Origin of the sequence: Aquabacter cavernae (genome assembly GCF_003993795.1) — a bacterium.
Classification (GTDB): domain Bacteria; phylum Pseudomonadota; class Alphaproteobacteria; order Rhizobiales; family Xanthobacteraceae; genus Aquabacter; species Aquabacter cavernae.
The window spans coordinates 302,818-324,855 of sequence record NZ_RWKV01000008.1 but is presented as its reverse complement, the minus strand read 5'-3'; the positions used below and the strand labels follow the sequence as shown (position 1 = coordinate 324,855).

General features: G+C 67.3%; 20 protein-coding genes. 8 read left to right on the top strand and 12 right to left on the bottom strand.

Annotated features, from left to right (window positions below; all coding sequences use genetic code 11):
- Nucleotides 1–94: 94 nt before the first annotated feature.
- Nucleotides 95–1,021: a DUF937 domain-containing protein gene (locus EJJ38_RS06280; RefSeq protein WP_127089254.1), complete on the top strand. Its 927-nt coding sequence runs from the start codon at nucleotides 95–97 to the stop codon at nucleotides 1,019–1,021.
- A gap of 98 nt (nucleotides 1,022–1,119) precedes the next feature.
- Here the strand turns inward: EJJ38_RS06280 and EJJ38_RS06275 are convergent, their stop codons facing one another.
- Nucleotides 1,120–1,422, bottom strand: coding sequence for a DUF1127 domain-containing protein (locus EJJ38_RS06275; protein WP_127089253.1), 303 nt, complete (start codon nucleotides 1,420–1,422; stop codon nucleotides 1,120–1,122).
- Nucleotides 1,423–1,603: 181 nt separating this feature from the next.
- Here EJJ38_RS06275 and EJJ38_RS06270 point away from each other — a divergent pair, with 181 nt between their 5' ends.
- Nucleotides 1,604–2,485, top strand: a complete 882-nt coding sequence (locus EJJ38_RS06270) for a LysR substrate-binding domain-containing protein (protein ID WP_127089252.1) — start codon at nucleotides 1,604–1,606, stop codon at nucleotides 2,483–2,485.
- Between the two features lie 14 nt (nucleotides 2,486–2,499).
- On the opposite strand, the gene EJJ38_RS06265 is transcribed toward EJJ38_RS06270, so the two are convergent.
- The 4 genes from EJJ38_RS06265 to EJJ38_RS06250 all read right to left on the bottom strand — a co-directional run bounded on the left by EJJ38_RS06265 (nucleotide 2,500) and on the right by EJJ38_RS06250 (nucleotide 8,396).
- Nucleotides 2,500–3,438 (bottom strand): DMT family transporter, encoded by a 939-nt coding sequence (locus EJJ38_RS06265; protein ID WP_164738433.1) that lies wholly within the window; start codon nucleotides 3,436–3,438, stop codon nucleotides 2,500–2,502.
- Between the two features lie 233 nt (nucleotides 3,439–3,671).
- The gene (locus EJJ38_RS06260; protein ID WP_127089250.1) at nucleotides 3,672–5,042 is read right to left on the bottom strand and encodes a glutamate--cysteine ligase; all 1,371 of its coding nucleotides are present in this window, start codon (nucleotides 5,040–5,042) and stop codon (nucleotides 3,672–3,674) included.
- Between the two features lie 292 nt (nucleotides 5,043–5,334).
- On the bottom strand, nucleotides 5,335–6,984 hold the full coding sequence (locus EJJ38_RS06255) for a long-chain-fatty-acid--CoA ligase (RefSeq protein ID WP_127089249.1): 1,650 nt from the start codon (nucleotides 6,982–6,984) through the stop codon (nucleotides 5,335–5,337).
- 80 nt (nucleotides 6,985–7,064) lie between these two features.
- Complete coding sequence (locus tag EJJ38_RS06250) at nucleotides 7,065–8,396, bottom strand: OmpP1/FadL family transporter (RefSeq protein ID WP_164738432.1); 1,332 nt, start codon at nucleotides 8,394–8,396, stop codon at nucleotides 7,065–7,067.
- A gap of 429 nt (nucleotides 8,397–8,825) precedes the next feature.
- On the opposite strand from EJJ38_RS06250, the gene EJJ38_RS06245 reads away from it, so the two are divergent.
- The 6 genes from EJJ38_RS06245 (at nucleotide 8,826) to EJJ38_RS06220 (ending at nucleotide 16,277) form a co-directional block, all read left to right on the top strand.
- Nucleotides 8,826–9,257, top strand: a complete 432-nt coding sequence (locus tag EJJ38_RS06245) for a MerR family transcriptional regulator (RefSeq protein ID WP_127089247.1) — start codon at nucleotides 8,826–8,828, stop codon at nucleotides 9,255–9,257.
- Between the two features lie 102 nt (nucleotides 9,258–9,359).
- A complete protein-coding gene (locus EJJ38_RS06240) occupies nucleotides 9,360–10,496 on the top strand; it encodes a thiolase family protein (RefSeq protein ID WP_127089246.1) in 1,137 nt (378 codons plus the stop codon).
- An 8-nt stretch (nucleotides 10,497–10,504) separates the two neighbouring features.
- Nucleotides 10,505–12,823: a 3-hydroxyacyl-CoA dehydrogenase/enoyl-CoA hydratase family protein gene (locus tag EJJ38_RS06235; RefSeq protein ID WP_127089245.1), complete on the top strand. Its 2,319-nt coding sequence runs from the start codon at nucleotides 10,505–10,507 to the stop codon at nucleotides 12,821–12,823.
- Between the two features lie 270 nt (nucleotides 12,824–13,093).
- Nucleotides 13,094–14,884 (top strand): acyl-CoA dehydrogenase C-terminal domain-containing protein, encoded by a 1,791-nt coding sequence (locus tag EJJ38_RS06230; RefSeq protein WP_127089244.1) that lies wholly within the window; start codon nucleotides 13,094–13,096, stop codon nucleotides 14,882–14,884.
- A gap of 26 nt (nucleotides 14,885–14,910) precedes the next feature.
- Nucleotides 14,911–15,219, top strand: coding sequence for an SCP2 sterol-binding domain-containing protein (locus tag EJJ38_RS06225; protein ID WP_127089243.1), 309 nt, complete (start codon nucleotides 14,911–14,913; stop codon nucleotides 15,217–15,219).
- 515 nt (nucleotides 15,220–15,734) lie between these two features.
- On the top strand, nucleotides 15,735–16,277 hold the full coding sequence (locus tag EJJ38_RS06220) for a hypothetical protein (RefSeq protein ID WP_127089242.1): 543 nt from the start codon (nucleotides 15,735–15,737) through the stop codon (nucleotides 16,275–16,277).
- A 153-nt stretch (nucleotides 16,278–16,430) separates the two neighbouring features.
- On the opposite strand, the gene thiL is transcribed toward EJJ38_RS06220, so the two are convergent.
- From thiL to nrdR, 7 genes are all read right to left on the bottom strand, one after another.
- Nucleotides 16,431–17,426 carry a thiamine-phosphate kinase gene (gene thiL / locus EJJ38_RS06215; RefSeq protein WP_127089241.1) on the bottom strand — a complete coding sequence of 332 codons (996 nt, stop codon included), beginning with the start codon at nucleotides 17,424–17,426 and terminating at the stop codon, nucleotides 16,431–16,433.
- 1 nt (nucleotide 17,427) lies between these two features.
- Nucleotides 17,428–17,937, bottom strand: a complete 510-nt coding sequence (nusB, locus tag EJJ38_RS06210; RefSeq protein WP_127089240.1) for a transcription antitermination factor NusB — start codon at nucleotides 17,935–17,937, stop codon at nucleotides 17,428–17,430.
- Complete coding sequence (gene ribH / locus EJJ38_RS06205; RefSeq protein ID WP_420836878.1) at nucleotides 17,934–18,416, bottom strand: 6,7-dimethyl-8-ribityllumazine synthase; 483 nt, start codon at nucleotides 18,414–18,416, stop codon at nucleotides 17,934–17,936. The genes nusB and ribH overlap by 4 nt, the downstream gene beginning before the upstream one ends.
- Before the next feature lie 31 nt (nucleotides 18,417–18,447).
- Nucleotides 18,448–19,062 carry a riboflavin synthase gene (locus EJJ38_RS06200; RefSeq protein WP_127089238.1) on the bottom strand — a complete coding sequence of 205 codons (615 nt, stop codon included), beginning with the start codon at nucleotides 19,060–19,062 and terminating at the stop codon, nucleotides 18,448–18,450.
- A 167-nt stretch (nucleotides 19,063–19,229) separates the two neighbouring features.
- A complete protein-coding gene (locus EJJ38_RS06195) occupies nucleotides 19,230–19,919 on the bottom strand; it encodes a GGDEF domain-containing protein (RefSeq protein ID WP_164738431.1) in 690 nt (229 codons plus the stop codon).
- Nucleotides 19,920–20,399: 480 nt separating this feature from the next.
- Nucleotides 20,400–21,542 (bottom strand): bifunctional diaminohydroxyphosphoribosylaminopyrimidine deaminase/5-amino-6-(5-phosphoribosylamino)uracil reductase RibD, encoded by a 1,143-nt coding sequence (gene ribD / locus EJJ38_RS06190; protein WP_127089236.1) that lies wholly within the window; start codon nucleotides 21,540–21,542, stop codon nucleotides 20,400–20,402.
- Nucleotides 21,539–22,027: a transcriptional regulator NrdR gene (gene nrdR, locus EJJ38_RS06185; protein WP_127089235.1), complete on the bottom strand. Its 489-nt coding sequence runs from the start codon at nucleotides 22,025–22,027 to the stop codon at nucleotides 21,539–21,541. The genes ribD and nrdR overlap by 4 nt, the downstream gene beginning before the upstream one ends.
- Between the last annotated feature and the right edge of the window lie 11 nt (nucleotides 22,028–22,038).

Genomic DNA, 22,038 nt, shown 5'->3' with positions numbered 1-22,038 from the left:
CGCGGCACGGCTTGCGGTGCGTAAGGTCCGGACCGGCCGATCTTTCCGTGATTTTGGCAGGATCATGGCATAGACTTCCCACAGGAGGCGGCCAATGGATCCTTTCGTTCAAATGGTGCGTGCAGCTCAAGGGGGCGAGGGGCTGAACAACCTCGCGCAGCTCTATGGGCTTTCGGTACATCAGGCCCAGGCCGCCGCCGAGGCGCTGATGCCCGCGTTCGCCATGGGCATTCAGAAGTCCATGCAGAGCCCCGAGGGGCTCGCGAATCTCATGGTCCTCATGATGCGCGGTCCCTATGCCGCGCTCTATGATCGCGGTCCCACCACGCCCAGCGACCTCGCCCAGCCGGGCGCCAATGCGCTGGAAGCGATGTTCGGTTCGCCGGAAGTGTCGCGCGCGGTGATGAATCACGCCGCCTCTTCCACCGGGCTCGGCGTCGCCGTGGTCAATCAGATGACGCCGGCCTTCGCGTCGCTGGTGATCGGTGGCCTCACCAAGTCGCTGGCCGCCTCGGGCGCCCTCAACCAGATGCTGGCCGGCCTGCTGGCGCGCGCCAGCGGCCAGCCGGAACCCACGGGGAATCCCTGGGTGGACGGTCTGGTGAGCATGATGGGCCCGATGAGCCGCCGCACCGGAAATCCCTGGGTGGATGCCTTCTCGGAGATGATGGTCCGTTCGCCCTGGACCTCAGTCGGCGGAAATTTCGGCACGCGGGGCGCGACCGCGGCCTGGCAAGAGATGATGGAGACCGCGCTTGCGAGCATGGGCGGCGCCATGCCGAAGCCCGTCGCTCCCCTGCCCCCTCCGCCCCCTCCCCCGCCGGCCCCTCCCGCCCTGGGGCACTGGCCGCTGCAGGATTACTTCGCCCAGCTCTTCGCCACGGGCTTCCCGCCCGGCACCCAAGGGCGTGGCCCGGCCGATCCCTACGATCCGTTCGGCCTGCTGCCCATGGCGGAGTTCTGGAGCCAGATGCTGGATCGCAGCTCCGGCCATTCCCGCACCCCGCGCAAGCCGAAATAGCGCCCGGCGCGAGACCATAAAAAAGGCCCGTGCCGGTTCGCGGCACGGGCCAGAGAGGACGACCCCGAGGGGCGGCGCCGTCCGATTGTGTCGCCCGATCAGGCCCCCGCGCGGTTGCGCTGACGCAGCCGGAAAGCGGCGCGGCGTTCCACGGTGCGGGTGATCAGAACCTGCGTTCCATCGCGCCAGAGCGGTTCGGCGGCGGCATCGCGAAGATCGCTTCGCGTCAGGCCGATATCACGCAGCATATGGTCGTCGAGCTGGCCCAACTGACGGAGGGCGCGGCGATGCTCGATGGCGCGGGCGGCTTTCACCGCGAAATCAGACGCCGTGAGCAGGACATGGGCCAGCGCCGAGCCGACCGGTGCGACGAACGCCGCGCGGGTCTCTCCGTAAGACATGGGTTCTCTCCAGTTCGGGCGCCGGGAAGTGTCTCCATCCGCCCGGCGAGAGCCACCCGATTTCCCGGGCCGTGCACCGGACGCCGCAGCGCCTGTCATGCTTGTGCACGCGCTCGTGAAATCAAACTAGCGAATGTTATTCATCGGAATTATCATCAACCTTGATGATAAGGTGAGACCCATGACCTTCCTGCTCGACGGCGACCAGTTGCGCACGTTCGTTGCCATCGCTGAGACCGGCAGCTTCACCCGCGCCGCCGAAGTGGTGCACAAGACCCAGTCGGCCGTCTCCATGCAGATGAAGCGGCTGGAGGAGCGGGTCGGGCGCCCCATCTTCGCGCGCGACGGGCGTGCCTCGCGCCTCACGGAGGATGGCGAGCGCCTGCTGGACTTTGCGCGGCGCATCGTGAAGCTGAATCTCGAAGCGGTCGCGAGCTTCGCGGACGCGGCCCTTTCCGGCCATGTCTGCCTCGGCGTGCCGGACGATTATGCGGATCGCTATCTGCCGGAAATCATGGCGCGCTTCTCGCGTACGCACCCCTCTGTGGAGCTGACCGTGATCTGCGAGCCGTCCTGCGATCTCTCCGAGCGCATCCGCGCCGGCACGCTGGACCTCGCCATCATCACCTATACGGAAAATTCCGCCCGCAACGCCCAGATCATCCGCCGCGAGCGGCTGATGTGGGTCTCCTCCGCGCGCCACGCCGCCCATCTGGAAACGCCGGTGCCGCTGGCTCTGGGGCGCCCCACCTGCCTCTGGCGGGAAGCGGCCATCACGCGGCTGACCGGAATCGGCCGGGCGCATCGCGTGCTCTATACCAGCCCCAATGCGGGCGCGGTTTCGGCGGCGGTCCTGTCCGGCCTCGCGGTGTCCGTCTTCCCGGAATCGGCGCTGCGGCCCGGCATGCGGGTGCTTGGTCCCTCGGACGGCTATCCGCCCCTGCCGCCGTGCGATATCGGCCTGCTGCGCAACCGACACGAGCCCTCCATCCTCGCGGACGAGCTGGCCAACCACATCATCCAGGGCCTCGACAACGTCACCGAGTCGGACGCGGCGGAATAAGGTCCCGGTGCGCTTCAGGGCTTGTCCGGAAGGCCCTGCGGCGTGCGCGGCGCCCCGAGCACCACGAAATTGCCCACCAGCACCAGCGCGATCCCGACGCCCGCCGCCAGGGTCCAGTGGAAGTCCTCCACCAAGGAGGAGATGAGCAGGGCCAGGATGGGCATGACCACCGTGCCGTATCCCGCCCGGCTGGCACCGATGCGGGAGATGAGCTGGAAGTAGACCGCATAGCCCAGCAAGGTGGGGAAGATGATGAGCCAGGCGAGCGAGCCGAGGTAACGGCCCGTCCACTCCACCTGGAAATGACCGCCCCGCAGCAGCGCGATGGCCGCCAGCAGGACCAGCCCGTAAAACATGGAATAGGCATTGGCCGAGGCCTGGGGCAGGTGCCGCCGCCCGAGCGCCATGGACATCATGCTGCCGAACGAGAACAGCAGCGCGCCCGCGAGCCCGGCCAGAAGCCCCAGATGGAGGCCGGAGCCGAAGCCACGCTCCGACAGGACCGGGCCGAACACCAGCCCCACGCCGACCACCCCCAAGAGCGCCCCGGCGAGGATGCGCGGCCGCGGCCATGTGCGCGAAGCCAGCGCCGACATGAGGGGAATGAGCACCGCCGACAGCGCGAACAGCACGGAGAGCAGGCCGGACGCCAGATGGTAGCCGGCATAATAGAAGGCGAGGAAGTTCAGCGAGAACAGGGTCACGCCCAGCACGGCGAACAGCAGGTGGTCTCGCAGCGGAAAGGTCAGGCGCGCGCCGCTCAGGGCCGCGACGGCGAACATGCAGCCGGAGGCGACGATGAAGCGCCAGACCAGCGACACTTCCGGGTCCACCACGCCCAGCTGGAACCGAAGCGGCAGCCAGCCTGAGCTGAAAATCAGCACCGTGACGGCATAAAGGCCGATATCCGCCGGTCCGAGGGAGGATTGGGCGGGAATGGGCGGCTGCGGCATGGCGAACACTCTGCCCGGCGGCAGCCTCCCCTCGCCGTAACGCCGAGGCAAAAGCGCGTCCGAGTCTCTCGGCTCTCTGTTTCGCCCAGCTGGAGGCAACGGGTAAGCGGCGCGCGGAACATAGCCGCCATGCGTCCCGCACATAGGCGAGAGCGATTCCAACGGACGGCGGCGGTCGCCGTCAGTCCGGCCCCGGCAGGAGCCGGAACCAGTTACCGTGCGGTTCGGACGTCTCAGTAAGCGAGCGCGTCGAACACAGGTTCCACCGAGCCGCCCCACGGACCCGCATAGAGGTCCAGCAGGCGTTCGGCGGGTGTCTTGCCGCAGGCCAGGGTCTCCTCCAACGGCGCGAGAAACCGTGTCTCGTCCCGCCCCTGGCTGTCGCGCTTGTTCCGCCGCGCCAGACCGGCGCGGGAAATGGCCAGCACCTCGCGGGCCACATCCGCCAAGGTCCGCCCGGCGATCTCGGCTTTCAGGGCAAGGCGGGGAACATCGTCGCGCACCTGCTGGCGCTGCGCGTCCGTCCAGTCCTTCACCACGTCCCAGGCCGCATCGAGGCTGGCCTGATCATAAAGCAGGCCCGCCCAGAACGCCGGCAGGGCGCACAAATCCGCCCACGGGCCGGCATCGGCGCCGCGCATCTCCAGGAAGCGCTTGAGGCGCACCTCGGGGAAGATGGTGGAGAGATGGTTGACCCAGTCCGACAGCGTCGCCGTCTCGCCCGGCAGCGCGGGATGGCGGCCCGCCAGAAGGTCGCGGAAGGAGGAGCCGGCCACGTCCACGTAATGCTCGCCGCGCTTCACGAAATACATGGGCACGTCCAGCGCGTAATCCACGTAGCGCTCGAAACCCATGCCCGGTTCGAAGGCGAAGGGCAGCATGCCGGAGCGGTCCGCATCCGTGTCGCGCCAGATCTCCGAGCGGAACGAGAGGAAGCCGTTGGGCCGCCCCTCGGTGAAGGGCGAATTGGCGAACAGCGCGGTGGCCACCGGCTGGAGCGCGAGGCTGACGCGCAACTTGCGCACCATGTCGGCCTCGGAGGAGAAATCCAGGTTCACCTGCACGGTGCAGGTGCGGAACATCATGTCGAGGCCCAGCGTGCCCACCTTGGGCATATAGCCGGCCATGATGCGGTAGCGGCCCTTGGGCATGACGGGCGTTTCCGCGCGCGTCCATTCCGGGCTCATGCCGATGCCCAGGAAGCCGAGGCCCAGGGGCTTGGCCACCTCATGAAGCTGGGTGAGGTGGGTGTTGATCTCCGAACAGGTCTCGTGGACCGAGATCAGCGGCGCGCCCGACAGCTCGAACTGCCCGCCCGGCTCCAGCGAGATGGCGCCGCCACCCCGAGGGTCCGCAAGGCCGATCAGGGTCTCGCCTTCCAGAATCGGATCCCAGCCGCTCTGGGCCTTCATGCCCTCCAGCACCGCGCGGATGCCGGCGGGGCCCTCATAGGGAACCGGCTCGTGGCGGGCGAGGGTGAAGGGGATCTTCTCGTGCTCGGTACCGAGGCGGAAGGCGCTCTCGGGCTTGTTTCCCCCTTCCATCCACGCGACCAGTTCGTCGCGGGTTTGGATGGGTGTTGCGTCCAGCGTATCGCGGGCCATGCGCGAGTCTTTCCCTGGGCGGTCGGCCGACGGCCGCCGCTGATGCTCAAACCTGTGGGGCGCCGGAGGCGCCGGTCATGCGTGAAAGCAGGCGTTGCGCGAAAGGGTGAGATCCGGCGCGCCCGCTCAAGACCAAGGACGCGGGAACATACACGCCTGCGCCGCCATGGCAAACCGAGGGCAAGGACGAGGCCCCTGCCCTTTGGCCGCAGCATCCGCGGGCCGTGCCGGGCAAGGGTACCCGGCAGCGGCAAGGTGCGGAATCACCGGCTGGGGCAGCGCGCGGGCCGGCTCAGTGGCCCTTCGCCTTGCGGGCCTCCTCCTCCACCAGCTCCTTCTTGGAGAGCTTGCCCACGAGAGTCTTGGGCAGCGTCTGGCGGATTTCCACCTGCCTGGGCAGCTCGATCTTGGACAATTGGCCTTCCAGGAAGGTGGACAATTCCCCGGACGTGACCGTCTGGCCTTCGCGGAGCGTGACGAAAGCCTTGGGGGCCTGGCCGCGATAGGTGTCGGGAATGCCGATGGCCACCGCCTCCGCCACCGCCGGATGGAGGTAGAGCGCCTCCTCGATCATGCGCGGGTAGACATTGTAGCCCCCGCACAGGATCACGTCCTTGATGCGGTCCACCAGGAACAAATAGCCGTCCTCGTCCAGGTAACCCACATCGCCGGTGCGGAAGGCGCCATCGATGAAGGACGCGCGCGTGGCTTCGGGATTGCGCCAATAGCCGCTCATCACCTGCGGACCGCGCGCGCACACCTCGCCCCGCTCGCCCACGCCGAGAACACGACTGGGATCCGCAAGGTCGCGAATCTCGATGATTGTGCCGGGAACCGCCGTCCCCACCGAGCCGTCCTTGATGACGCCCAGGGGCGGATTGGCGGTGAGCACGGGCGAGGTCTCGCTGAGGCCGTAGCCTTCCACCAGCTTGCAGCCCGTGAGCGCCTCGAACCGGGCGCGTACCTCGACGGGCAGCGGCGCGCCACCGGAGACACCCAGCTTCAGGGAAGCAAGCTGCTCGCGCCGAATGCCCGGGGAATTGTTGATGGCCGCGAAAATGGTGGGCACGCCGGGAAACAGCGTGGGCTTCTCCTTCTCGATGGTGGCGATCAGGTCCGCCAGGTTGAAGCGCGGGACCAGGATCACCTCGCATCCGATGGAGAGCGGGATGTTCATGACATTGGTCATGGCGAAGACGTGGAACAGCGGCAGCACGCCGAGCACCCGCTCCTCCCCCTCCCGCAGCAGGCACACATGGTTGCGCACCTGGGAGGCGTTGGCGGTCACATTGGCATGGGTGAGCTGCGCGCCCTTGGGCACGCCCGTGGTGCCGCCGGTATATTGCAGCACCGCGATGTCGGTCTCCGGCTCGACGCTCACCGGGGTCGGCCGCTCGCCGCGCCGGGCGATCTCGCCAAAGGCGACGTGGCGCCCGTCCGTGCGGTCATAGACCGCCATGTCCGACCGTTTGAGAAGCTGGAAGCCGATCGCCTTCAGCCAGGGCAGGATACCGGCCATGGGGCAGACGATGATGGTCTTCAGCCCGGCCTGATCTGCCACCGCCGCGACGCGGGAATGGATGATCTTGAGGTCCGGCACCACCATGATGGTCGTGCCGGAATCCTTGATCTGGTGGGACAGCTCCCGCTCCACATAAAGCGGGCTGTAATTCACCACCGTGCCCCCGGCCTTCAGGGCGGCGAAGAAGAAGATGACCGAATAGGGCGTGTTGGGCAGGCAGAGGCCAACCTTGACCCCCTTCCCCACCCCGAGGCGCTGGAGCCCGGCGGCGGCGGCATCCACCAGCACACCCAGCTCCGCATAGGTCCATTTGCGCCCGAGGAAGTTGAGGGCGGTACGGGCCCCGTGCTTCCGCACGCTGGCGTCCAGCAGGTCCGTGACGGGCCCGATCTCGACGCCGGGAAGAGTCGTGGCGAGCATTCCTTGTCTCCCGGTCGGGACGGAGCGGCCCGTTGGCCGGGCCGCGTTTGGCCGCCGCCCGAGGGCAGCGGCGTCCCGCATCACTTCGTGACGAGCACCGTCTTCGGCTGGGCGGTGTCGAAGCGGTATCTTACGCCGACCGAAACGATATCCACATAGGCATCGTTGACCTCGGCCACCAGCGAGCCGCGCGTCGCATTGCCAAGCTCGTTCGGGAACAGCGTGATGTCGCCGCTCTGCCCGAAGATGTGGGTGTAGGCGAAGTCGAAGCTGAGGTTCGGCGTCCAGGCATAGGTGAAGCCCGCAGAGGCCCAGATGCGGTCGCTGTCCGGCAGGCGCGGCGTGCGATAGGCGTCGGTGATGGGGCTGATCTCGTAACCGAAGCCCGCGCGCACCGCCAGTTGCGGGGTCCACTGATATTCCACGCCGCCGGAGAAGAACCAGCCGTCCTGCCATTGCAGATTGAGCACGGAAGGGGTGGGCGTGGAGGAATCGATCACCAGTTCCTGCAGGTTCGACCAGTTGGTCCATTCCACCGTGCCGGAAACGGTCCATTGCGGGGCGATCTGAGACCGGAAGCTGCCGGTGATCTGGTCGGGCAGCGTCAGGCCGGCCGTGGTGGAGAGCGTCGCCAGTGGCGTGCCGGAGATGGTGGAGAGATTGGTCAGCCCCTCCAGCGTATTGTTGATGGCGGAGCGATAGCCGATGCCGATGGTGGTGCCGGGCATCACCGTGAACAACGCGCCGAGCGAGAAGCCGTAGCCGATATCGTCGCCGTTCACGACCGCATTGCCGGTGGGGAACGGGGGCGCCGCGCTGAGCAGCTGGGCGTTGGTGAGCTTGGCGTCGATGTAATTGGCGTTCAGGCCACCGCCGACGGTCAGCCAGTCATTGACCTTATAGGCCACCTGGGCGCCGAGATTGATGTCGAAGATGCGGCTGTAGCAGCCATAGTAACGGCCGGACCAGTTGCAGGTGGCATCGGTGACGAGGCCGTAGGGCGAATTGAGCGAGAGGCCCACCGCCCAGCGCTCGCCCGCATAGGTCACATAGCCGGTGGGCAACACGCCGTTGTCCACGATGTTGTCAACGCCCAGCGTGCCGAGATTGGTGCCCAGCGCGCTGCGGGCGGACGTCACGTCGATGGAGGCGTGGGGCGCGATATAGGTGACGTTGCCCTCGAACTGCATGCCGGGGACGAAGCTGACGGCCGCCGGGTTCCAGTACATGGAGGCAAGGCCCGCCCCGCCCGCGGCGTTACCGGCGAAGGCCGTGCCCTGGTAGTAGGCGCTCTGTTCGCGCAGACCGAAGCCGCCGGCCCAGGCCTCTCCCGCCGTTACGGCAAGGGGCGCCACAAGCGCCGTGGACAGCAGAAGGCGTGCGGCGCGGGTCGATCGACTGGCTCGGATCATGTCAGCCCCCAATAGCTTGGCTTTTCCTCGAGAGCGGCCCCCACGGCGCCTCTCTGGCGCTCTTATGGGTACGAACCATCTCCTATACGTCAGCATGCCCGATCGGGCCGCCGGGTCAACCACCTATCGACTGAACATGAACAGGATAGCGACCCAGTGTGACCATAAGGCAACGGATAACCAGATGACCCTCGAGACTCCGTAGAGAATCCAGCAAATCAAAGCATGATCGACTTCATTCGCGACCGCTCTCCTTTGGGATATTTCAACCCTCAGCTGAGACAAAAACCTTCCAAAGGGCATGTTGCAATGCAACAATACTATCTTGCGCCGCCCTAACTGGATCGAAGAATCGGAGCCCCCGCTTGTGCTGCCGGTCAAAGGGTGTATCTTCGGTGCCGAGCCATGACGTATAGGTGAGGTTCACCCATGCCCCCCCGTCGGACTGCACCCGGTGCCCTCACGGACACCTTCTTCACCGTCACGGAACTCGCCCGCGACCTCAACGTCACGGCGCGTACCATCCGCTTCTATGAAGACAAGGGGCTGATCCTGCCCCGGCGGGCGGGCAATATCCGCATCTATACCAAGCGCGACCGGGCGCGGCTCGTGCTCATCCTGCGCGGCAAGCGGCTCGGCTTCTCCCTGCGGGAGATCAAGGAATATCTCGACCTCTACGATCTCGACCCCTCCCAGAGCGAGCAGATCCGCCTCCTCCTCCAGAAGGTGCGCGACCGGCTGGCCCTGCTGGAGGACCAGCGGATCGCGCTGGAGGAATCCATCGGCGAGTTGAAAGAGATCGAAAGCCAGACGCTCGCCGTGCTGGAGGGCAAGCGCCCCGGCGAGGCGGCGGCAAGCTGAGGATCATCCGGGCGTCGTCAAGCGCGCCCACAGTCACCATCGAACATCCATCCGCACCGAACAGGGCGCGAAGCCCGGCAGCAGACAAAGGCAGGAGAGCCCATGCAGAACGTCGTCATCGCGGGATATGCCCGCTCCCCCTTCGCGCCCGCCAAGCGGGGCGAACTGGCCCGGGTCCGCCCCGACGACCTCGCCGCCCAGGTCATCCGCGAGTTGATCGTTCGCACCGGCGTGAAGGCTGAGGACATCGAGGATTTGATCCTGGGCTGCGCCTTCCCGGAGGCCGAGCAGGGCTTCAACGTGGCGCGCCTCATCGGCATGATCGCGGACCTGCCCCAGTCGGTGGCGGGCGTCACCGTGAACCGCTTCTGCGGCTCCTCCATGCAGGCGGTGCACATGGCCGCCGGCCAGATCCAGCTCGGCGCCGGTGAGGTCTTCATCTGTGCGGGCGTGGAGAGCATGAGCCGCGTGCCCATGACCGGCTTCAACCCCATGCCCAACCCGGCGCTCTACGCCAAGAACCCCGCCTCCTACATGGGCATGGGCGAGACGGCGGAAAATGTCGCCAACAAGTGGCAGATCACCCGCGAGGATCAGGACGCCTTCGCCCTCGCCAGCCAGCGCAAGGCCGCGCAGGCCCAGGCCGAGGGGCGGCTCGACGCGGAGATCGTCGCCATCACCGCCAACGGCAAGACCATCACCAAGGACGGCTGCATCCGGGGCGAAACCACCGCCGCCGACCTTGCCGGCCTCAAGCCCTCCTTCGACCAGAACGGCTCGGTGACCGCCGGAACCGCCTCTCCCCTCACGGACGGCGCCGCCGCCGTGCTGGTGTGCACGGAAGCCTATGCGGAAAAGAACGGCCTTGAGCCCCTCGCCCGCCTGCGCGGCGTGGCGGTGGCGGGCTGTGCGCCGGAAATCATGGGCATCGGCCCCGTGGCCGCCACCCGCAAGGCGCTGGCCCGTTCCGATATCAAGATCGGCGACATCAGCGTGGTGGAGCTGAACGAGGCGTTCGCGTCCCAGGCCCTGGCCTGCCAGCGCGAGCTGGGCATTTCCGACGACACGCTGAACCTGGACGGCGGCGCCATCGCGCTCGGCCATCCGCTGGGCGCCACGGGCGCGCGCATCGTCGGCAAGGCGGCGAGCCTCTTGAAGCGCCAGGGCGGGCGCTATGCGCTGGCCACCCAGTGCATCGGCGGCGGCCAGGGCATCGCCACCGTCCTCGAGCGCGTGTGAGGCGGGCCATGAGCGAAATTCGCAAGGTCGCCGTCATCGGCGCGGGCGTCATGGGCGCCGGCATCGCCGCGCATGTGGCCAATGCGGGCGCCGAGGCGCTGCTGCTGGACATCGTGCCCGAGGGCGCCAGCGACCGCAGCGCCATCGCCAAGGGCGCCATCGAGAAGCTGCTGAAGGCGGAACCCGCCGCCTTCATGTCCAAGGCCAATGCCAAGCGCGTCATCCCCGGCAATATCGAGGACGACCTCGACAAGCTCGCGGAATGCGACTGGATCATCGAGGCCGTGGTGGAGCGCCTGGACATCAAGCAGGCGCTCTACGCCAAGATCGACGCCGCCCGCCGGCCGGGCACGCCGGTCTCCTCCAACACCTCCACCATTCCCCTCGCGGACCTCACCGCCGGACTGCCGGATGGCTTCCGCCGCGATTTCCTCATCACCCATTTCTTCAATCCGCCGCGCTATATGCGCCTGCTGGAAGTGGTGAGCGGGCCGGAGAGCGACCCGCAGAGCGTGGCGCGCGTCTCGCAATTCGCCGATGTGAAGCTCGGCAAGACCCTGGTCACCTGCAAGGACACGCCCGGCTTCATCGCCAACCGCCTCGGCACCTACTGGCTCCAGGCGGCGGTGATCGAGGCCATCGATCTCGGCCTCACGGTGGAAGAAGCGGACGTGGTGATGGGTCGCCCCTTCGGCTTCCCCAAGACCGGCGTGTTCGGCCTTCTGGACCTCGTGGGCCTCGACCTCATGCCCCATGTCCAGGGCAGCCTGAAGCGGGCTTTGCCCGCCTCCGACCCGTTCCACGCCTTGCTGCGGGACGTGCCGCTCATCGAAACCATGATCGGCAGCGGGCTCATCGGCCGCAAGGGCAAGGGCGGCTTCTATCGCCTGAACCGTGCTGACGGCGGCAAGGTGAAGGAGGCCATTGACCTCGCCTCCGGCGCCTATCGCAAGGAAGAGAAGGCCGCCCTGCCCGAGGGCGCGGAGAAGGATCTCGGCGCCCTCCTCGGCCATGACAGCCCCATGGGCCGCTATGCCCGCCGCGTCATGGGCCGCACGCTGGCCTATGCCGCGCGGCTGGTGCCCGAGGCGGCGGACGACGTGGTCGCCGTCGATGAGGCCATGCGCCTCGGCTACAACTGGAAATGGGGTCCGTTCGAGCTGATCGACCGGATCGGCGCCTCCGCCCTCGCCGGCCTGCTGAAGGCCGACGGCGAGGACGTGCCCGCCTTGCTCCAGGCGGCGGACGGCAAGTCCTTCTACCGGGTGGACGGCGGCAAGCGCCAATATCTCGGCACGGACGGCGCCTATCACGACATCGCCCGCCCCGAAGGCGTGCTGCTTCTGGCCGACATCAAGCTCTCAAGCCAGCCGGTGTTGAAGAACGGCTCGGCCGCCTTGTGGGATATCGGCGACGGCGTGCTCTGCCTGGAATTCACCAGCAAGGGCAATTCGCTGGACGAGGGCATCATCACCCTCCTCGCCAAGGCCACCAAGCTGGTGAAGGAGAAGTACAAGGCCCTCGTCATCTACAATGAGGGGCAGAACTTCTCCGTGGGCGCCAATCTCGGCCTCGCGCTGTTCGCCTGCAACATCGCGGCGTTCGGTGAGGTGGAGAAGCTGGTGGCCACGGGCCAGAAGGCCTACCAGGATCTCAAATACGCCCCCTTCCCCACCGTGGCCGCACCGGCCGGCATGGCGCTGGGTGGCGGATGCGAATTGCTGCTCCATTCCAGCGCCGTCCAGGCCCATGCGGAAAGCTATATCGGCCTCGTGGAATGCGGCGTCGGCCTCATTCCCGGCTGGGGCGGCTGCAAGGAGATGCTGACCCGCTGGCAGGGCGACGCGGCCCTGCCCAAGGGGCCAATGCCCGCTCCCTCCAAGGTGTTCGAGACCGTCTCGGTCGCTACCGTCTCCAAGTCTGCGGCGGAAGCGAAGGAGCTGCTGTTCCTGCGCAAGACCGACGGCATCTCCATGAACCGCGACCGCCTGCTGGCGGACGCCAAGGCCCGCGCCTTGTCCCTCGTGGAGGGCTACCAGCCGCCCAAGCCCCAGGACCTCACCTTGCCCGGCCCGTCCGGCAAGACGGCCATGGTGATGGCGGCGGACGGCTTCCACCGCCGGGGCATCGCGACCAAGCACGACCTCGTGGTGGCCGACGCGCTCGCCACCGTGCTGTCGGGCGGCGGGGCGGATCATATTGAGCCGGTAAGCGAGGCGCAGGTGCTGGAGTTGGAGCGCGCCGCCTTCATGCGCCTCATCCGCACCAACGCCACGCTCGCCCGCATCGAGCACACGCTGGAAACGGGGCGGCCGCTGCGGAACTGAGGGGGCGCTGCCCCCTCCCCACCCCTCCCCCGCAAGCGGGAGAGGGAGCCTGTTGCGCGGGAGGATATGTCGCCCCGTTGCACGGAGAGGACACATGCCCCTCCCCCCGCTCGCCCCATCCCCTCTCCCGCTTGCGGGGGAGGGCTAGGGAGGGGGCAGAGCCGGGCGGAAGCCCGAGACACCCTATGCCTCTCCCCCTACCGGGAGAGCACACGAACCGAAGATCACGCGCCTCTTCGTGAGGCGGACAAGAATACGGGAGACATCGCCATGCAGGTCTATCAGCCCCCGCTTCGCGACATGCGGTTCGTGCTCCATGAATTGCACGGCTCCGACGCGCTCAAGGACATGAAGGGCCTGGAGGAGGTCACGCCGGACCTCATCGACGCCGTGCTGGAAGAGGCGGGCAAGCTGGTCACCGAGGTGCTGGCGCCCATCAACCAGTCCGCCGACCTCGAAGGCTGCATCTATGAGAACGGCGTGGTGCGCACGCCCAAGGGCTTCAAGGAGGCCTACCGCACCTATGTGGACGGCGGCTGGAACGGCATCGCCTGCGATCCCGAATGGGGCGGCCAGGGCCTGCCGGCGAGCGTGACCAAGTTCATCGAAGAGATGATGTGCTCCGCCAACCTCGCCTTCGGCCTCTATCCCGGCCTCACCCACGGGGCTTATGTGGCGCTCTCCCACCATGCCTCGCAGGAGCTGAAGGAACGCTTCCTGCCCAAGATGGTCTCGGGCGAATGGACGGGCACCATGTGCCTCACGGAGCCCCATTGCGGCACCGATCTCGGCCTGCTGCGGACCAAGGCGGAGCCCCAGGGCGACGGCTCCTATGCCATCACCGGCTCGAAGATCTTCATCTCGGCGGGCGAGCATGACCTGACCGACAACATCATCCACCTGGTTCTGGCGCGCCTGCCGGACGCGCCCAAGGGCATCAAGGGCATCAGCCTGTTCCTCGTGCCGAAATTCCTGCCCAAGGCGGACGGCACACCCGGCATGCGCAACGGCGCCCAGTGCACCGGCATCGAGCACAAGATGGGCATCCACGGCTCGGCCACCTGCCAGATGTCGTTCGACGGCGCCACGGGCTGGCTTGTGGGCGAGCCCCACAAGGGCATGCGCGCCATGTTCTCCATGATGAATTCCGAGCGCCTCTCCGTGGGCACGCAGGGCCTCGGCGTGGGCGAGGCCGCCTATCAGAGCGCGGTGGCATACGCGAAAGAGCGCCTGCAGGGCCGCTCGCTCACCGGCGCCAAGCATCCCGACAAGCCCGCCGACCCCATCATCGTCCACCCGGACGTGCGCCGCACGCTCATGACCATGCGGGCCTATAACGAAGGCTGCCGGGCGCTGGCGGGCTGGGTGGCGCGCAACCTCGATCTCATGGAGCGCTCCAACGATCCCGAGGAGCGCCAGCGCGCCGAGGATTTCACCGCCCTCATGACCCCCATCGTGAAGGCGCTGTTCACCGATCTCGGCTTCGAGAACGCCTCGCTGGGCATGCAGGTCTATGGCGGCCACGGCTATGTGCGTGACCACGGCATGGAGCAATATGTGCGCGATGCGCGCATCGCCATGATCTATGAGGGCACCAACGGCGTGCAGGCCCTGGATCTGGTGGGCCGCAAGCTGGGCGCCCATGCGGGCCGCTATCTGCGCAGCTTCTTCCATCCCGTGCTGGACTTCATCGACGCCAATCTGGACGACGAGACCATCGGCCCGTTCATGGGCCCGCTGGGCAAGGCGTTCGGCGCGCTCCAGCTCGCCACCGGCTTCATCGCCGAGAAGGGGATAAGGGATCCGGAGGAGGCCGGCGCGGCGGCCACCGAATATCTGCGCCTGTTCGGCCTGGTGGCGCTCGGCTACATGTGGGCGCGCATGGCGAAGGTGGCCGCGGAGAAGCGTTTGGAGCCGGGGGCCGATACGGGCTTCTACGACGCCAAGATCGCCACGGCGCGCTTCTATTTCGACCGCCTCCTGCCGGACGCTGCCGCCTTGTGGGGCTCCATCAAGTCGGGCAAGTCCTCCCTCATGGCGCTGGACGAGGCGCTGTTCTGACCCTTCACCACCACGAAAGCGGGACCATGGCCGAGACTTCTGCCCTTATCGACCTCATGCGTGAACGCGCGGACGCCCTTTCGGGCCTCGGCCACCGCGTGCGCTTCGACCTGACCGATTCCGGCACGGCGATCGTGCTGGACGCCACCGGCCCCGGCGCCGACATCTCCGAAGGCACGGGCGAGGCGGAAGCAGTGCTGAAGCTCTCTTCCGACACGCTGGAGAAGCTGATCACCGGACGCATCGGCCCCATGCTCGCCTTCTCCACCGGCCGCCTCCGGGTGGAGGGGTCGCAGGGCGTGGCACTGAAGCTCGCGGGCCTGCTGGACGGCTGAACGCTGCGCCAGGGCGCAAACGGGACAGAAAGGGATGGCCGGGCCTTCGGGTGCCGGCCATCTTGCATTTGAGAGGAAATCCGCGCCCCGGAGGCGACCGGGCGCTCCCTATGAAGGATCGGCTCTCCGACAGCCCTGCTTCCGCTGGGGTGTTTCAGCCTTTCATGAAAACGCTGAAACACTCACTCTCTTTGCATTTTTTGCGTTTCCTTCACGCGAACCGCCTCACACTTCGCTTGGAAACGCTCCAGGGCGGGATTGAAATGCTACAATCTATCCAAATCGATCGATTACTTCGCGCACCCGAATATTTACCGCACCAACATCCGGCACGCTCAAGTCATCGTTTCTCTCACCCGCGCGACCACTCTCCGGCAATTTGACGACTTCCTTCGTGTCCGAAATTTAATGCTTTTGAATTGGTTCAAACAGGCGACTCGGGCTGGAAATGGGCACAAGCGGTGGTATGGTCTGCGCCGCGGTGAGGAACGAAACCCCCGCCCGGAGACTGAGCCATGAAATCCTTTATCTATGGCGCGCTGATCGCCCTGGTGGGCGCCGTCGGCGTCGCCAACGCGCAGGCGCCCGCGATACCTGCGGGTGCGGAACCCATGAAGCCCGCGAACTGGCTGTTCGTGCAGGTGGCCGATTCCGTGACGGTTGACGACAAGACCATCACCCTGAAGGGCGTCGCGCCCCAGACGCTGATGTTCACCGACCGTCCCGAGCGGATGACCGGCGATGCGCCGACCTCGTCCTTCGTGCAGTTCTGGACCAGCGGCAAGAGCGACTTCGAGAAGGATCCGCCGAACGCCACCCTCGCGGTGACCGTTGACGGCAAGCCCGTGACCGCCGTGGTCGAGCTGACCAACCCGGTCATCAACGGCGACACGCTGACCTACAACTACAAGACCCTGAGCCCCGACGCGCCGAAGAGCGGCACCAATGCCAGCCTCTTCATCGACTGGTGGTACGGCCCCGGCTGGGGTCCGCGTTGGGGCGGCGGCTATTGCTGGCGCGGTCCGTATGGCGGCCTGCACTGCCGTCCGGGCTGGTGATCGGCTTCAGGCTTGAACAGGGCCTGATGACCCTCTCCTGACAGAAGCCCCGCTCGGGAAACCGGGCGGGGTTTTCTTTTGGACGGCCCAACCGCGTGATCGGAGTCGCGCGCCCTTGAACCCCGCCGTCGCCGGGCCCGGGTGCCCCAGGCGTCAGAAATGGCTGTAGCTGCCCGTGCCCATGTCCAGCAGGTTGCCCGCCGCGTCGAGGACAGTGAGGCCGGGTACGGCGCGGGTCTCGCCGATCTGGGTCAGCTTGATGCCCGCCACTTCCGCCGCGACGATCATATCCGCCACATGGTGAGGCGCGACGGTGCAGACGATCTCGTAGTCATCGCCCCCCGTAAGGGCCGCGCGCAGCAAAGCGGGCTCCGCATGCACCGCCGCCCGTGCCGCGCCCGAAAGCGGCACCTCCGTCGCCGTGATCACGCCGCCGCAGCCCGAGACGGCCAGCATCTTGGCGATGTCCCCCACGAGGCCGTCCGACACATCCATGGCCGCGCTGGCATGGGTGCGCAGCAGCGGCGCCAGGGCCAGGCGCGGCTCGGGGACCAGATAGCGCCGCTGCAGATGGGCGCGCTGCGCCGAGACCAGCGGCGCGAATCCCGGCCGCTCCAGATCGAGGCGCAGCAGCAGCCCCAAGGCGGCATCGCCGATGGTGCCGGACACCAGGATCGCCTCGTCCGGCCGGGCGCCGGTGCGCGGCACGAAGCTGCCCGCCGGCACGCCTCCTAAAGCCGTGATCGAAAGGGTGAGCGGACCGGGCGTGCGCACCGTGTCCCCGCCCAGAAGCGCGCAGTCGGCCTCGCTCAAGGCTTCCCCGAGGCCGATGGCGAACGCCTCCATCCAAGGCTCCCCCACACCCTCGGGCATGGCAAGCGCCAGCAGCGCTCCCAGCGGCACGGCGCCTTTGGCGGCAAGGTCGGAGAGGTTCACGCCCAGCGCCTTGCGGGCGATGGTGTCGGGCGGATCGTCGGGAAAGAAGTGAACGCCCGCCACCAGCGCGTCCTTGGTGAGGACAAGCTGCATGCCGGCGGGCGGGGTGAGAAGCGCGGCATCATCCAGAAGGCCGAGGGCGCCGGGGGCAGAGGCGAGCGGGCGCAGGAAGCGGGCGATGAACGCATCCTCGCCCGAGCGCCCGCCGTCCATGTCAGGCGGCTCCCGGCCGGGAGAACTCCGCCGCCCGCAGGTCGCGGGCCAGCGCATCGAGCACGGCGTTCACCATGCCGGTCTCATCCTTGTCCAGGAACGCACCGGCGACGTTCACATATTCGGCGATGACCACGCGGGCGGGCACATCGGGACGGCCCAGCAGCTCATAGGCACCCGCGCGCAGGCAGGCGCGCAGCACCGTCTCCACCCGGCGCAGCGGCCAGCCTTCGGACAGAGCCTTGTCCACCATGGGATCGATGCGGCGCTGCTCGCGCAGCACGCCTTCCACCACGTCGCGGAACAGGCGCCGGTCGGCTTCGGGGAACTGCATCCCCTCCACTTCCTGCCCGAGCCAGAAGGCCTCGAACTGGGCGAAGATTTCCGACAGCGGCGTCGCGGCGACATCCATCTGGTAGAGCGCCTGCACGCTGGCAAGCCGGGCCGCGCTCTTGCGCATGGGCTTGGGGATCTCAACCTTGGCGAGATCGGGTTTCGGGCCTTCGCTCATGGCGCCACCCGCCGCTTGAGGCGCAGCAGCGACAGCGCCGCAAGGGCCGCGCCCCCGCCCTTGTTGCCCTCGGTGACACGGGCACGCTCCCAGGCCTGCGCCTCGGTATCCACGGTGAGGATGCCGTTGCCCAGCGGCAGGCCGAGCCCGAGGCCCAGATCCATGAGCGCGCGGGCGGATTCACCGGCCACGATCTCGAAATGATAGGTCTCGCCCCGGATGACGCAGCCGAGCGCAACCACCGCCTCGAACGGACGGCCTTCCAGCTCGGCGCCTTCCAGCGCGATCTCGGCGGCGATGGGCACTTCCAGCGCGCCCGGAACCGTCACCACCTCCACCTCTGCCCCGGCGGCCTCCAGCGCGGCCCGCGCGCCGGAGAGCAACTCGTCCGCCAGCGCCTCATAATAGCGTCCCTCGACGATAAGCACGCGCGCGCCCGGAACGGGCTCCGCGTCCGCATGCTCGCGGCTGGTGGTCACCATGCAAAAATCTCCTGAACTCGCCGAGGGGTTACTCGCCCCGGGGGAACTCCGCAAGGCGCGCCGCATAGCGCGCCATCAGATCGACTTCCAGATTGACCCGGTCTCCGGCGCCCACATCGCCCCATGTGGTCACCGCCAGGGTATGGGGGATGAGCAGGCAGGAGAAGCGGTTGCCCTCCACCGTATTGACCGTGAGCGAGGTGCCGTCGAGGCAGACCGAGCCCTTGGCCGCGATGAAGCGGGCGAGCGCGTCCGGCGCCTCGAACACGAAACGACTGGTCTCGCCAAGGTCTTCGCGCGAAATCACGGGGACGGCCGCATCCACATGGCCGGTCACCAGATGCCCGCCCAGCTCCGCCCCCATGGCGAGCGCCCGCTCCAGATTGAGCCTGCGCCCCTCGGTCCAGACGGCGGCCGTGGTGATGGCCAGCGTCTCGGGGGCCGCATCCACGGTGAACAGCGTGCCCAGCGGCCCGCCCTCATGCACGGAGGTGACGGTGAGGCACACGCCCGAGCACGCGATGGAGGCGCCGATATCGATGGTGGACGCCGCATAGCCCGTGGCGATGGTGAGCGTGCGCACCTCGTTATGGGCGGCAACATCCATGATCCGCCCGAGGTCGCTGACAATGCCTGTGAACATGATGACCCACCGATGGCGGCTCCGGTGGCTTGTGCCGCCGAAGCAAAAGGACACGCCGTTCCCGGCGCGCCTGCTTTTCCCGCCTTACTTGGCCCATCGGGGGCACTTTGTCGATGCGCTGCGGGCATGGAAGGGATGCACGTATGTGCCCCTCCCCCTGCCCGCTCTTACTGGGACTGCATGTTCCGGACGCTCGTGCCGGGAAACACCACGGTGCCGCGGTTCCGCCCGGCCCGCTTGGAGTCATAGAGCGCGCCATCCGCCAACCGCATCAGCACGGAGAGGCCGGCATTGTCCGGCATGGCCACAGCGGCGCCGAAGCTCGCCGTGATGCTGCCTGGCCGGAGCGGCGCGATTTCCAGGCGGCTGATGGCAAGCCGCAGCCGGTCAATGGCCGGTTCCACGTCCCGTGGATCGTCCAACGGCATGATCACGCAGAATTCCTCGCCGCCGATCCGGCCCAATAGATCATAGGGGCGCAGATTGGCGCGCACCGTCTCGGCCACGCCGAACAGCACCCGGTCGCCCATTTCGTGGCCATAGGTGTCGTTCAGCCGCTTGAAGTGGTCGAGATCGAACATGGCCACCGCCAGCATGGACCGGTCGCGCCGCGCCCGCTCGAACAGGTTGGCATGGTGCTCGAACAAGGCACGGCGGTTCATGAGGCCGGTCAGCTCGTCCGTGCTGGCCTTGCGCTGCAGATCGTCGATCAGCTCATTCATGTCGTGCAGCAACTGCTCGACCTGATTGGACAGGCGGGACACATCATGCGGCGCCCCCCGGCTGAGCCGAACGACCCGCTTGCTGGTGCGATAGACATCGATGGCCCGCACGATCTCAGCGATCGGACGCAGCATGCGAAACGTCGCGAAAAGCGAAATGGCCACGCCAAGCAGAGTCGCGCAAAGCAACACGCCGACGGCAACACTCTTCTCAACTGAATGGCTGAAAAACAGATATACGATTAACGCAATGAGAGGTAAGTGGATGGCAGCGAAAAAAACACCGAATATACGGCAGGCTACAGAGTACTTGGCTCGACGAACCAGGTCCCAATTGGAAACGGATGAAACATCGGAATACAATCCCGCCATCTCAAGCCCTCCTCAGGATCATTGCTCACGGCAACATGTGTACGTTCCCTCTCCCAAGGTCAGGCTGATATAAAAAGGGAACCTTAGCAAGCTACCCTAAGGCGTGCATGCCGCACCTGCATGCCACCGAGGCGCGGAGACCGAACGGCCCTCGATCCCAAAAGTTTGAAAAATAATGATTTTCAAACTGCAACAGAGCTATGGAACGGGATACAACCTGCGCGGTTGAGAAACACGGGGATGTTAGAGGCGCCGCAGGCGCGAGAAGCGGTCTGCCCCCACGAGTCCCTGCTCCACCCGGGCGAATCCCACGGGGTCCGTCAGGCGCTGCAAAGGCTGGCCGGCCAGGGCGTCCACCGCCTCCGGCCCCAGGCTCGAAGGCCCCTGGAACAGGGCCACCTCGTCCACCAACCCGGCCTCCAGCAGGGCCGCCGCCAGGAGCGGGCCGCCTTCGGCCATGAGGCGCGTAATGCCCAGCAGGCCCAGAAGCTTCAGCACAGCTTCCAGGTCGAGCCGCCCATCGCCGCCGCGTGGGGCCCGCAGGACCTCCACGCCCAGGTCCACCAGGGCTTTCTCCCGCTCCAGCGGCGCATCCTCCGCGCCGATCACCCAAAGCGGCACCTGCCCCGCGGACCGGGCAAGGCGCCCGCCCGGCGGCAGGCGCAGCTCGCTGTCCAGCACGATCCGCACCGGCGAGCGGTCCTCCAGGCCCGGCACGCGGACCGTCAATTGCGGATCGTCCGCCAGCGCCGTGCCGATGCCCACCATGATGGCGTCGGAGAAGGCGCGCATGAGATGCACCTTCTCGCGCGCCTCGGGGCCCGTAATGACAGCGGGCGCGGGGCCGGGCAGCCCGGCCTTGCCGTCCGCCGAAACCGCCATCTTGAGCAGCACATGGGGCCGCGCGCGGGTGACGCGGCTGATATGGCCCGCATGGTCGATGAGGGCCTGTTCCGCGCCCACGCCCACGGTGACCCAGATGCCCGCCGCCCGCATGCGCGCGACGCCCCGCCCGCGCACCCGGCGATCGGGATCCTCGATGGCGGCCACCACCCGGCGGATGCCGGAGGCGATCACCGCATCCGCGCAGGGCGGTGTGCGGCCGAAATGGGAACAGGGCTCCAGGGTCACATAGAGCGTCGCGCCTCGCGCGGCATCGCCGGCCTTGGCGAGCGCCAGGGGCTCGGCATGGGGGCGCCCGGCTTCCGCCGTGAGCGCCTCACCCACGATGCGCGGCCCGTCTTCCCCCTGGACCACCACCACCGCTCCAACAGAGGGATTGGGCCAGGTGCGCCCGAGACCCGCCTGCCCCAACGAAAGCGCGCGCGCCATCAGGCGCTCATCCTCTTCCGGGGTGGTGACGGCAAAGGCGGAGAGAAGGCTCATTCCGGACGCCGGGGTTTGACCGGCGCCCCGGACGGCCGGTCGGCGGCCAATTCGTCCAGCACGCTCTCGAAATCCTTGGCCTCGCGGAAATTCCGGTAGACCGAGGCGAAGCGCACATAGGCGACATCGTCGATGCGCTTCAGCTCGTTCATGACCATCTCACCGATATATTCGGTGGGAATGTCGGTATCGACCTTTTCGAGGCCCCGCACCACGCGGGAGACCAGGGCGTCGACGGTGTCCGGTTCGTCCACCCGCTTGCGCAAGGCGGTGGCCACGGAACGGGCCAGCTTCTCCCGGTCGAACCGCTCGCGGCGGCCGGAGCGCTTCACCACTGTCAGCTCGCGAAGCTGAACGCGCTCGAAGGTGGTGAAGCGGCCATTGCAATGGGGGCACACCCGCCGACGGCGGATGGCGGTGTCATCCTCGGTAGGGCGGCTGTCGCGGACCTGAGTATCTTCATGCCCGCAATAGGGACAGCGCATCGTTTCGCCCT